10 protein-coding genes, 1 riboswitch and 1 other annotated feature are annotated in these 12,842 nt (G+C 37.5%); of the genes, 3 read left to right on the top strand and 7 right to left on the bottom strand.

Annotated elements, in window-relative coordinates; genetic code table 11:
- Nucleotides 1–11 precede the first annotated feature (11 nt).
- Nucleotides 12–1,028: an ABC transporter substrate-binding protein gene (locus tag VK91_RS13315; protein WP_048393419.1), complete on the bottom strand. Its 1,017-nt coding sequence runs from the start codon at nt 1,026–1,028 to the stop codon at nt 12–14.
- 321 nt (nt 1,029–1,349) lie between these two features.
- A riboswitch (PreQ1 riboswitch) is annotated at nt 1,350–1,394 on the top strand.
- A gap of 6 nt (nt 1,395–1,400) precedes the next feature.
- On the opposite strand from VK91_RS13315, the gene VK91_RS13310 reads away from it, so the two are divergent.
- A complete protein-coding gene (locus VK91_RS13310) occupies nt 1,401–1,883 on the top strand; it encodes a QueT transporter family protein (protein ID WP_048393417.1) in 483 nt (160 codons plus the stop codon).
- Nucleotides 1,884–1,951: 68 nt separating this feature from the next.
- Nucleotides 1,952–2,151 (top strand) — a binding site (T-box leader).
- 58 nt (nt 2,152–2,209) lie between these two features.
- Complete coding sequence (gene trpB / locus VK91_RS13300; RefSeq protein ID WP_048393416.1) at nt 2,210–3,373, top strand: tryptophan synthase subunit beta; 1,164 nt, start codon at nt 2,210–2,212, stop codon at nt 3,371–3,373.
- A 43-nt stretch (nt 3,374–3,416) separates the two neighbouring features.
- Here trpB and VK91_RS13295 read toward each other — a convergent pair whose 3' ends face one another.
- The 3 genes from VK91_RS13295 to VK91_RS13285 all read right to left on the bottom strand — a co-directional run bounded on the left by VK91_RS13295 (nt 3,417) and on the right by VK91_RS13285 (nt 8,200).
- Nucleotides 3,417–5,036: a long-chain fatty acid--CoA ligase gene (locus tag VK91_RS13295; protein WP_048393470.1), complete on the bottom strand. Its 1,620-nt coding sequence runs from the start codon at nt 5,034–5,036 to the stop codon at nt 3,417–3,419.
- Nucleotides 5,037–5,224: 188 nt separating this feature from the next.
- Nucleotides 5,225–6,178, bottom strand: a complete 954-nt coding sequence (locus tag VK91_RS13290; protein ID WP_004225462.1) for an L-threonine 3-dehydrogenase — start codon at nt 6,176–6,178, stop codon at nt 5,225–5,227.
- A gap of 351 nt (nt 6,179–6,529) precedes the next feature.
- The gene (locus VK91_RS13285; protein ID WP_048393415.1) at nt 6,530–8,200 is read right to left on the bottom strand and encodes a methyl-accepting chemotaxis protein; all 1,671 of its coding nucleotides are present in this window, start codon (nt 8,198–8,200) and stop codon (nt 6,530–6,532) included.
- Nucleotides 8,201–8,443: 243 nt separating this feature from the next.
- On the opposite strand from VK91_RS13285, the gene VK91_RS13280 reads away from it, so the two are divergent.
- Complete coding sequence (locus VK91_RS13280; RefSeq protein ID WP_053075715.1) at nt 8,444–9,610, top strand: FtsW/RodA/SpoVE family cell cycle protein; 1,167 nt, start codon at nt 8,444–8,446, stop codon at nt 9,608–9,610.
- A 56-nt stretch (nt 9,611–9,666) separates the two neighbouring features.
- On the opposite strand, the gene VK91_RS13275 is transcribed toward VK91_RS13280, so the two are convergent.
- Genes VK91_RS13275 through VK91_RS13265 form a run of 3 tightly spaced genes read right to left on the bottom strand, consistent with a single transcriptional unit; the run spans nt 9,667 to nt 12,831 of the window.
- Nucleotides 9,667–10,647 carry an N-acetylglucosamine kinase gene (locus VK91_RS13275; protein ID WP_048393411.1) on the bottom strand — a complete coding sequence of 327 codons (981 nt, stop codon included), beginning with the start codon at nt 10,645–10,647 and terminating at the stop codon, nt 9,667–9,669.
- Nucleotides 10,648–10,659: 12 nt separating this feature from the next.
- Nucleotides 10,660–11,661 (bottom strand): asparaginase, encoded by a 1,002-nt coding sequence (locus tag VK91_RS13270; RefSeq protein ID WP_048393409.1) that lies wholly within the window; start codon nt 11,659–11,661, stop codon nt 10,660–10,662.
- 18 nt (nt 11,662–11,679) lie between these two features.
- Complete coding sequence (locus tag VK91_RS13265; protein WP_048393408.1) at nt 11,680–12,831, bottom strand: ROK family transcriptional regulator; 1,152 nt, start codon at nt 12,829–12,831, stop codon at nt 11,680–11,682.
- Nucleotides 12,832–12,842: the final 11 nt, after the last annotated feature.

Genomic DNA, 12,842 nt, shown 5'->3' with positions numbered 1-12,842 from the left:
CCCGCTTCGTTTTACTGTTCTAGAATTTCGGCACCCCAAGAATCTTTAATTTCGATGCCTAAATCATCTGCAACTTTTTTATTGATTAATAATTTCAGATTTTGTGGGTATTGTGCTGGTGTATCGGCAGGTGTCGCTTCACCTTTTAAAATTTTCACAGCCATTTGACCTGCTTCATAACCGATATCGAAATATTCAAAACCATAAGCAGCTAAACCACCACGTGCCACAGAATCTAATTCTCCTACGATTAATGGTAATTTATTCGTATTGGCAACATCAATTACCGATTCTAATGCAGAAACAACTGTGTTATCAGTAATAATATAGAAAGCATCTACTTTACCAATTAGAGATTCTGTCGCTTGCTTTACATCCGCTGAAGTGGATGCTGATGCTTCTACCACCGTTAAACCTTGTTCATCCATAACCTTTTTCACTTCTGAAACTTGTGCAACTGAGTTTTGCTCACCTGCATTGTAGACCATCCCTACTTTTTTCGCCCCAAGTTCTTTTAGGAATGCTACTGTTTTAGAAATCGTTTCAGGATGTAAATCGATTGTGCCTGTAATATTTTTCCCTGGCTTTTCCATTGAGTCAATTAACTGTGCACCAACAGCATCTGTAACCGATGTAAAAATAATTGGAATATCACTTGTTGCTGTAGCAGCGGCTTGTGCAGAAGGTGTAGAGTTTGCAAAAATTAAATCTACGTTTGCACTTACTAGATTGTTAGCAATCGTTGTGTTAAGGCTATTATCTCCCTGTGCAATTTGTGGATCGTAGTCAACTTTTAAGCCTGCATCTTCAATTGCTTTTTTAAAGCCTTCCGTTGCTGCGTTTAACGATGTATGTTCAACAATTTGAGTAATCCCGATTTTATATGTTTTATCATTTCCACTCTCACTTGCATTGTTTGATTCATTTCCTTTTGAATCTGTTGTACCTGAGCCACCGCTACCACAAGCAGCAAGAAGCAACACTAATCCAAAAAGAAGGAATGACAACTTCTTTACATTGCTTTTCACAAATAATCCCCCCGATTATATTCTCGAATATCTATCGCACTTTATCCAAACAAAGTGTGAATGTATCGCTATATTATCGTTATTATCGAGCTCCGTCAACAACATTATGAATGTTCTGACTTTTAAAAGTGACAAAATATTTTAGTTTTTCATTTAATTTGGCGCTTTAAACCGCTAAACTACGCTGTTTTAGTTAATCGATTTCTTTTTTCAACATAGTAAAAAATATTTATGACAATTTTGCGACGATAGGACATTATAGACAAAGTCTGACATTTGACTTCTACTAGATATCTATAATAGAATATTTACTTGTGTGAAAGCACCGTGGTTCGTAACCATCCCACGAAAAAAAACTAAGGAGAAATGAATATGAAGATAAAATTTTTAGCAGCAAGTGGTATCATTGCGGCTCTATATATAGCTGTAACCATGCTTGTTGCCCCATTTGGTTTTACAGAGGTACAGTTCCGAGTATCTGAGATGTTTAACCATTTAGTGGCCTTTAATCCACGCTTTGCCGTAGGGATTATTATTGGTGTATTGATCTCTAATCTCTTTTCACCACTTGGCATTTACGATTTAGTTTTTGGTGTAGGTCATTCAATGATTACTCTTGGCCTGTTTATTTTAATCTGTAAATTTGTCAAAAATATTTGGGCACGTTTAATTATTAATACATTGCTCTTTACATGTACTATGTTTATCATTGCCTTTGAGCTGAACTTGGCTTTAGAGTTGCCATTTTTCTGGACTTGGCTAACAGTCGCGGCGGGTGAATTTGTTGTATTAGCTGTAGGTGCACCGATTATGTATGTTTTAAACAAACGCCTTCACTTTAAAAATTTGATTTAACTGACGGATCTTTTTAGATTCGTCTTTTTTCTTGACACTATTCTGAAAATACTCTACAATTCTTTCTAATAAATGCAAGGAAGAAGAGTAGTAGCAAGCATTGTTACTTTTAGAGAGCTGGTGGTTGGTGCAAACCAGTAGTACAGACTTGTGAATGGACTTCAGAGCAGCCTTATCAAATGTAAGGCCGTTTCGCTCCCCGTTACCGGAGCAGGAAAGCGCGCAAAAATTGCGAATGAAGGTGGCACCACGGTTACTCGTCCTTTTTATGAGGGATTGGAGTGGCTTTTTTTTTGGAAAAATTAGCATAGAGGAGTCGAGTTAAGATGAGTACAGTAGTAGAAAAAAAGGGATATTTCGGTGAATTTGGTGGAAGCTTTGTTCCAAAGGAGCTTCAAAATGTTTTAAATAGACTAGATGAGAATTTTCAAAAGTATAAAGAGGATGATGATTTTAAGCAGGAATTAGATTACTATTTCCGTGAATATGTCGGTCGTAAATCCCCTCTTTATTTTGCAGAGAATTTAACAAAGCAATTAGGTGGCGCAAAAATCTATTTAAAACGTGAAGACCTTAACCACACAGGCTCCCATAAAATCAATAATGTATTAGGACAAATTTTACTAGCTAAACGTATGGGAGCAAATCGCGTGATTGCCGAAACAGGGGCAGGTCAACATGGTGTAGCAACAGCTACAGCGTGTGCCATGTTTGGAATGGATTGCACGATTTATATGGGCTTGGAAGATACAAAACGTCAGGCATTGAACGTATTTCGCATGGAACTTCTCGGAGCGAAAGTTGTTGCTGTCGATAAAGGGCAAGGACGCTTAAAGGATGCAGTAGATGAGGCATTCGCTGACTTAGTAGAAAACTATGAAACAACATTCTATTTATTAGGCTCAGCAGTTGGACCACACCCCTTCCCATCAATGGTTAAACATTTTCAATCAGTGATTAGCCGCGAAAGTCGTGAACAGATTTTAGAAAAGGAAGGAAAGCTGCCGACAGCTGTTCTTGCCTGTGTAGGAGGCGGTAGTAATGCCATTGGGGCATTTGCTGATTATATTGCAGACGAAGATGTTCGTCTTATTGGAATAGAGCCAGACAAAGCTGCTACCTTAAACGAAGGAACACCAGGAGAGCTACACGGCTTCAAATGTTTAGTACTTCAGGACGCAGAAGGCAACCCACTACCTACCTATTCAATAGCAGCTGGTTTAGATTATCCAGGTGCGGGGCCTGAGCATAGCCATTTGAAAACAATCGGTCGTGCTGAATATGTGACCGTGACAAATGAAGAAGTTTTAGATGCCTTCCAAGTACTTTCTAAGGTTGAAGGTATTATTCCTGCTCTTGAAAGCTCACATGCAGTCGCACATGCTCTAAAATTAGCACCAACTTTATCATCTGAGGAAAGCATTATTATTAATATCTCTGGTCGTGGCGATAAAGACGTTGAACAAGTCTTCCACATGCTAACTAAATAACTCAAAAAAGAGCGACTTCCATTTACGGAAATCGCTCTTTTACCTATACCAATGATTTAGGATAAATTTCTGCTACATTATCTCGCAGCTTCGCTTTCAGGAATTTTCCGACAGATGTCTTTGGAATTTCTTCTAGAAAGACGACTGCATCTGGTACCCACCACTTGGCAAATTGATTTTCTAAAAAAGCAAGAAGCTCTGGTTCAGTTACTGATTGTCCCTCTTTCAATACAACACAAGCTAATGGACGCTCCTGCCATTTAGCATGGGGCATGGCAATGACAGCCGCTTCTAAAACGGCATCATGAGTCATCAGCGCATTTTCCAAATCAACAGAGGAAATCCATTCCCCACCTGATTTAATAAGATCTTTCGTACGGTCCGTAATTTTAATAAAGCCATCTGCTGTTCGTACAGCAATATCACCAGTATATAACCAACCATCTCGATAGGCATCTGCTGTTCGCTCATCACGATAGTATTCGTTGGAAATCCATGGGCCTTTTAAACGTAATTCCCCCATTGTTTCGCCATCCCAAGGTACCTCCCCCGCCTCATTAATAATACTAGATTCGATACCTGCCATTGTCATCCCTTGCATCGCTCGAGCTTCAATACGTTTTTCAATCGGCCAATCTTCCATCCATGACATATAATTAGACAATGCCACGATTGGTGTAGTTTCCGTCATGCCATAGACAACAATATAAGGAATTCCATATTTTTCTTCAAATGTCCGAATGAGTCGAGTTGGTGAAGCCGATCCACCACAGCATATCGCTCTTAAAGAACTAATATCTCGTGCTTTCTTTTCCTGTTCCTGTAAGGCACCTATCCAAATGGTTGGAACACCAGCAGTTAATGTAACCTTTTCTTGTTCGATTAAATCCATTATTAATGCTGAAGTAAATTGCGGACCTGGTAGAACTTGTGTAGCACCCACATTGACACTAGCAAAAGGCAAGCCCCATGCATTTGCATGAAACATGGGTACAATCGGCATCACGACATCTCTTTCCGCAATTCCCATAGAGTCAGACATACTCAGCATGATACTGTGTAGTACTAAACCCCGATGGGAATAGACAACCCCCTTTGGATTCCCTGTTGTGGCGCTTGTATAGCACATACCGGCAGGTGCTTCTTCATCAATATCCTCTGGAAATTGAAATTCTTCATCAGCAGTAGCTAATATGTCCTCATAGGATAAAACATTTTGTAATGTAGTCTTTGGCAAAGCTGGTTCATCCGTCATAATGATATAATGTTTCACTGTCTCAAGTTTTGGCGCAATATTTTCAATGATCGGTAATAAATCTACATCGACCATTAAAATCTCATCTTCTGCATGATTAATAATATAGATCAAATGCTCTTCTGATAAACGAATATTTACCATGTGTAAGATTGCCCCTGAGCAAGGCACAGCAAAATAAGCTTCTAAATGTCGATGCTGATTCCACGCAAAGGAGCCGACTTTTGTTCCTCTTGTCATCCCAAGCTTCGTAAGGGCATCTGCTAAACGACGCGTTCTTTTTGCCCACTGCCCATATGTTAAACGATGTATTTTGTGTGGGCTTGTCCGTGAAATAATTGATTTTCTTGCAAAATAGCTCTCTGCTCGTTTAAAAAAACTAGTTAAAACTAATGGTTCTTGCATCATAAAACCCATCATCCCTTCATTTGTGAATTTCCCCTTGTGAAAATATCATAGCATCAATTTAACTGAATACTATTAATATTCCGAATATTATTATATTTTAATTTCATAATTTAATCTATATATTCCAATAATTTTCTTTTATATATAAAAAAACGGATGAAGTCTAGTCTTCACCCGTTGCCTATCTATTATGAAATTGCTTTTTTATGCAGTTTAATTTTCAATTTTTCTAACATATCTACCGTCATTTTAGCTAAATCATATTCTGCTTTGAAGCCCCATTCTTTTTGAGCCGCTTCAATATTTAAAGAGTTTGGCCAGCTATCTGCAATGGCTTGACGAACAGGATCTACCTGATAGCTCATTGTGAAATTTGGTAAGTGTTTCTTGATTTCAGCCGCGATTTGCGAAGGTTCGAAGCTCATGGCTGTAATATTAAAAGCATTGCGATGAACAAGCTTACTACCGTCTGCTTCCATTAAATCTACAATAGCTTGTAAGGCATCTGGCATGTACATCATATCCATAAATGTACCTTCCTGAATATACGATGTATATTTGCCTTGTTCGATGGCTTCATAGAAAATTTCTACTGCATAATCTGTTGTACCACCACCTGGAGGTGTTACATAAGAAATTAGCCCTGGGAAGCGTACTCCGCGTGTATCAACACCAAAACGATTGAAGTAATAATCGCATAATAACTCACCCGCTACCTTATTTACCCCATACATAGTTGTTGGTCTTTGCAAAGTATCCTGTGGTGTATCTTCCTTAGGTGTAGACGGACCAAACGCACCAATTGAGCTTGGCGTGAAAAATTGCATATTTAACTCACGTGAAACTTCTAACGCATTCATTAATCCACCCATATTTAAATTCCAAGCTAACAATGGATTTCTCTCTGCTGTAGCTGATAATAATGCTGCTAAATGCATCATCGTATCTGCACCGAAGTCCTTTGCTAAATCATGCATTCTTTGTCCATCTGTCACGTCCAATATTTCAAATGGGCCCTTAGTATGTTCAAGTTTTCTAATGTCTGTAGCAAGTATATTGTCCTCTCCATAAATACCACGAAGTTTTTCTACTAGCTCAGAACCAATTTGACCAAGTGCTCCAGTAACAATAATCTTTTTCATTTCCCAAAACCTCCACATGTGAACAATTGTACTTTCAGAAAGTACAAAAATACTTTAATAAACATTGATTTAATAACACTTTCAATGAAATTCATTATAATGTGTTCGTTTTGAAAATACAACAATTATATTAATAATATTCCTTACAAAGAACATACAATCCCTTATTCACAGTATATGAGAACATGAAAAATATTGTGCTACAAAAATATACAAAACACATTTGTACATCTCAAAAACACAAATCATTTACACTTTCATAAGCTAGTTTTGTAAGCATGCAAAAAAAGGGTCTTCTTTGCTATTTTTTGCAAAGAAGACCCTTTTTTAATATTATTCTTTAATATTAAATTATATCGAAAAACGTTTGACAGCTATTTGCAAAACTTTTGATACTTTGCGCAATTCCTTAATATAATTATGGAACTGTTGCTGAGCTTTTAATTGATCAGCTGTTAACGTAGCAACATGCTTAGTAGACACGGCATTCGTATCGGATAAGGCTGTCAGCATACCCGCATCCTCACTTACCTTCTGCGTGTGATTGGCAATCTCTTGAACCGTAGCAGATACTTCCATAATATATGGCTTAATAGTATGTACTTTTTCTAAAATTTGATCAAAACTTGACGCAGTTTGTCCTGTAACAGCTACACCTTTTTCAGTCGCTACTAAAACCCCTTCCATCATTTGTACCGCATAACTCGAATCTAGATGGATGTTCTGTACAATGGATGTAATCGTTTGTGTCGATTGAACAGTTTGCTCTGCAAGCTTACGAACCTCATTAGCCACTACTGCAAAGCCTTTACCATGCTCTCCTGCTCTAGCGGCTTCAATTGAAGCGTTTAAAGCCAGTAAGTTAGTTTGCGCTGTTATTCTTTCTATTACTTCAATCATTTGATCAATCGATGCAGCCCGCTCAACTAAATTAAAGATAGCTGTATTAGATTTTTCAACCGCCTGCTTAATAGCTTGCATTTGTGTTAAATTAGCCTGTACAATTTCAGTTCCACTTTCTGCATCTCTGGCCGTTTTTTGTGCAAAACTTTCTACAACCTGAACCTTTTCTAAAATAACCTGTACATCATTTAAAACCTCCTCTAAGGAAGCAGTATTCGAAGCTAGTTTACTAGAAGAAGCAGACGTTGACTCTGAAATAGATTGTACATCCTTCGCTATTTTTAATGTCGTTGTTGATGATTGCTCAGAGGATTTCTGCAATTTCCCTGTCATTTCTTCTACTTCATAGGCACTGTCTGTGACAGTATGGAGTAGTCGTTTCACCTCTGTTACCATTTGATTGTATGACAGAACTACTTCACCAAGCTCATCATGAGCTACATAACTTGCATTGGCAGTGAAATCACCTTGTTCTGCTCGTTTTAATAATGACTTTAGTTGACGGGTTGGCACATTGACTGCCTTCGTTGCAATAAAGCCGATAAGGATAACAAGCAAGACAACCGCTAAGCATACGCCACCTAGTAACCAGTAGCCAAATTGTACATCTTTTTGATAAGCCTGCTGTTGGTCTTTTGCTCGTTGAACCAAATAATTTTGCGTGTCTTCTAATAATGCATGACTTTCCTGACTAATTGGTAAAAATGTTTGCACATAAAACTGATCTAGCTCACCATGGTTCAATTGCTTAAAGTTCTCAATGGCTTCTTCCTGCTTCTTAAGCAATGACTTATACTTCTTAATTTGATGACTCATCTTCTTGTCAATTTCTTGGCTATCTAGATGATCTAAAGGCTGCGCCATGTTTTGTAAAATGGCTGTCATTTCTTTATCGTCACCCTTCGAATCTACTATAAAATCTAATCGACGCTGTGATTCTTCTAGCTCATTTAGCCATCCAATTGGGACCAGTCCCTGTGTGTAACTCTCACTTGCATGCCACGACATTTTCCTTAAATAATCTACACTGAATACACCTAGCAATACATTCGATAATACACAAACAATCATGAGTACAAGTAACTTGTCCTTCACCTTAATGAAACGGAAAAAATGCATGATCCTTGGCTCCTCCTCCAACTCTTACCAATAATGATAGTATAGAGATATAAAGCCAGTGTTATATTTTTGTAAATTTTAATCGAAATATTAAGAATTTATACCCATCATTTAGTTTTATTTAGGTAATTTAACTCGCTAAATTAGCCAGATTATTGCTACTTATTCATACTATTTTTAGAAAAACATTCGCAACCTTCCATACATTGTAAGCGTTCATACTAGAGAATGGAGGTGTTACATTTGACGCAATTCAAGAAGTTAGATTGGAGTTTAGTAATAAGTCTTCTTTTACTCGGCGCTATTAGTTGCCTTTTTGTCCATTCTAGTAGTGTAAATTTTGAACAGTATGCAAGCTCCTTTATTATCAAACAGTTTTTATTTTATGTCATCGGATTAACCATCATGCTTGGAATATCCTTGCTTGATATTGAACAGTTGAAGAAGATTGGATGGCCATTTTACTTCCTAATAGTTGCTTTAACGGCTGGTCTTATTGTTGCTCCTGAAAGCATTGCTCGAACGATCAATCAGGCAAAATCATGGTATCAAATCCCGTTTTTAGGTTCTCTCCAACCCTCGGAATTTTTAAAGTTCGCTTTTTTAATAGTTGTGAGTAAGGTCATTATTGCTCATCAAGAGAAAAATGTCCGCCCCTCCTATCTAGCAGATTTTTGGTTACTTATAAAAATCGGGCTAATTGTCCTTCCTCCTACGCTACTTGTTTATAGACAACCCGATACAGGTATGGTCATGTTGTATATGGCAATGATTTTACCGATGATTTTCTTTTCAGGTATTCATAGAAAGCTTCTTGTCGTATTTACGGCTGTTCCTCTAGTTATCATCAGTACGCTGGTAGTGCTCTATGTCAGATTTAATGAATTTTTTACAGAGAAGGTTTTAGGTGCTCTATCAGGACATCAGATTTCTAGAATTTATGGATGGCTTCAGCCTTATGAATATACAGATTCTTCTTTTCAAGTACGCCAAGGCTTTATGGCTATCGGGTCAGGAGAATTTGTGGGCAAGGGCTATCTACATAACAATGTCTATGTACCAGAAAAACATACCGATTTTATATTCTCTGCTATTGCAGAAGAGCTAGGTTTTATTGGAGGAGCATTTGTAATCGCGCTACTTTTTTTTGTTATCTATCGTATTGTCGTTATTACGGTAGTAGCGCGAGACCCCTTTATGACTTTAATGGGGGCAGGTATTTCAAGCTTACTAGCCTTTCAAATTACTCAAAATATCGGCATGACCATTGGGCTTTTACCTGTCACAGGTGTCACCCTACCCTTTTTAAGCTATGGTGGAAGTTCGTTATTATCCAATTTTATGCTTATCGGAATCGTCATGATCATTCATCATTCATATAAGGGGTATATGTTTAAAGTAGGAGACTGACAAAATGCAAGTAGAGACATGTATATGCTATTCTCTACTTGCTAAGTTAAGGGGGATTAATTCGTTAAAAACTTCTTCATACTTGCATTATATTGATCGATAAATAGCTTTGCCTCATTATATGGTAATCTTAAAGCAGCTAAAGCGGCACCACCTACCGGTAAGCTATAAGCACCCACGAAGTCATACTGATTACTATTCTTTTTATCAATAGCGATTAATTTTTTAGTAAATAGCTCCAATTCATTAAAAACGCCACCAGCTAGCACTACTTTGACTTGCTTATGTGCAAACGGGTTTTTTTTGTAACAAGCGTCTATACTTTGATAAAAAACATGGCACACTTGATCAATAATTGTATTGGCTTCTCCATCACCACGTTTAGCGCATTCAATTGCAACCTTACTTAAAGGTGATATGGTATCCCGCGGATGTCCTTCGCCATATACCACTTCAATTATCTGCGGAACGGATTGTAATCGAAAATATTCTAATACCGCTGCTGTTAGAAGCGTTTCAGGACCTCTTTTGTCGAATGCTTTAAATACCGCTTTTAATGTGCGAATGCCAATATCATAGCCACTGCCCTCATCATCAAAAATATAACCCCATCCTGCTGTACGCTCAATTCTTCCAGATGCATCTATACTGAGTGTAATCGCACCCGTACCAGAAATTTGTACAATGCCTGGCTGCCCCAAGGTTCCCGCATACAGCGCGTTCATTCCATCATTCGATAGTGATAGTTGACAGTCTTTCGGTAAAAGCGAGGTTAATAATGCATAGGTAATTTTCTCATTATTATTTTCTGTTACACCAGACAGGCCAGCATGGCACTTTGTAATGTGTTGAAATTCGTGAGGCTGTTGTCTTTTTAAATTATTTATTAATTCTGTTATCGTCTCTGTAAAATGCTCGAAGCTCATGGATGTGGGATTACTTTTGCCTGTTTCTGCTAGCGCCATAATTTGCCCATGACATGTTGAGATTGTTGCAATCGTTTTCGTTCCACCGCCATCTATTGCCAAAACATGCAAGTGCCTTCACCTCTATACAATTTTAATTGTAGATACAATTTCTCCTACCTCTACCCCTGCATCATTACGCACAAATGCAGGAGACAATGCTTTAATACGCTCAATTGTTTCTTGATTTGTATACTGCATTTGTTCCAATACAGAAGCAATTACATTGGGCCACGGACTTTCGGAGCCATTCATAATTTTCAAGGCAAAACTTACTCCTTCATTTCTTAGAGCAAAACAGTATACACCCTGTGCTCCGCCCTTCGCCACAATATTAGGGTCCTTTAATAATGCTGTACAAATAAAGTTTTGCGCTGCAATGATATGACTCTCTTGATTCATTACTGCTGTAAGTTTTATTACTGCTTCACGAATTAGTTCATCATCAATCAATTCTGGTCGTGCTAACTTTAAATAGGCAATGGCCATGTTTTTTAGCGGAATCGCAAAGACAGGCGCACCACAGCCATCAATCCCTGTACGAATTCTCTCTATCTCATATTCACTTAAATAGGCAATATATTTTTTTATCATCTGTTGCAGTGGATGTTCTGGATGACAATATTGCTTGACATCATAGCCATTTGCTAAACATGCAGTTAAAAATCCTAAATGCTTGCCCGCGCAATTATGAAAGAGTTTCCTCTTTTCAAATCCCTGTTGAATATACTGTGTTTTAGGTTCCTCATTTAGTGGAAAGGATGCTGCACAAATTAAATCACTTTCATTAATAGGGAGTTTTTCCAGCAAAGAGACTAATGCCTCTTGATGATAAATTTCACCTCTTTGCGAAGCCAGAAATAATGCACTTTCATTTGAAGTAATTCCGTATTTTTCTATAAAATCAGTCATAAAAATGGGAATGGCTTGAAATGGTTTTGCTGCAGAACGAAAATACACAGGCTCATAGTCTTGACCTACAGAGACGAATTCTTCCTTCGTTAGATTCACAGCACTCATTTGTCCATAATGCACATTTTCCATTAATCCTGAACGATACTCCTTTAAAAATTCTGAGTAAGCCACGAATCAACCAACCTTTCTTTAAACAGACAGCAACTGCTTTTGTGCTTGTAATGCCGCTCCTTTAACAACCCCTTCTTTTAATTGATTGGAAAACTGCAAATCAAAGTAGGGTTGTAATTCCTTCCATATATACTGTTTACACTTTTCACTAAGTAGTTTTTGAAATGTCACATTGTGCTCAATAATTTCTCCACTGACGATGACAGCCTCTGGTTCGTATAAACAAACTAGATTATTGATGGCTATAGCTAGAAAAGTAGCTACATCTTGTTGAATATCGATCGCCCATTGCTCACCTTGATCAACACACTGCAAAATCTCTTCTATTGATTGAATATTAAGATTTTTAGGCGTTCTTTTTAACAGCGTAACTTCAGAAACATACATCGATAAGCATCCTCTTTTACCACAGTGACACATTTCACCAAAGGGATTAATCGTTATATGACTTATTTCTCCAGCTTTATTTTGAATGCCACGATACACTTCTCCATTTAATAATATGGATGCTCCTATTCCCGTTCCAATTCCGACTAAAATACAATTTGAATACAGTGGCGTATAGATATCACCAATTTCAGCAATGATTTGCATTTTTAATTCATTATCTACGATGACTTCACAACCAAAAACACCATTTAAATCTTCTCTTATATGGCAGTTTTCCCACTTCAATTGCTCAGAGGAAACGATAATTCCTTCCTCGTTATTGATTACTCCTGGAATTCCTATCCCAATGCCTAGTAATTTATCCTGAGCAATCTGATATTCTGTCATGATATTTTCTATAGATCGTTTAAGTAGATATATAGCTTCTTCGTATTGATGCTTGATGCTACATTTGACTTCCTGAAAGGCAATAAGCTTCCCTAAGAAATCTAGTATACCTATTCGAATAGTAAAACAGTCAATTTCTATCCCAATCGTATATAAAGCATCTTCTCGCATATGAATTAACGTAGGACGTCTACCAATGGCTGTTTCTTCCGATACCCCTTCAAGAATAAAGCCTTCCGCTTCTAGCTCCTGCACAATACGAGTAATAGTCGTAGGGCTCATTTTTGTATATTTTGATAATTGAATTCTTGAAATTGGCGCCATCTGCCTTATTGCGTCAAGCACAATATATTTATTTTGTCTTCGCATTTGTACTTGATCTTGCTTTTTCAAATTAGATTCAA

It is taken from the genome of Lysinibacillus sp. LK3 (genome assembly GCF_001043675.1).
Classification (GTDB): domain Bacteria; phylum Bacillota; class Bacilli; order Bacillales_A; family Planococcaceae; genus Lysinibacillus; species Lysinibacillus capsici.
This window is presented reverse-complemented; position numbering and strand designations above follow the sequence as displayed.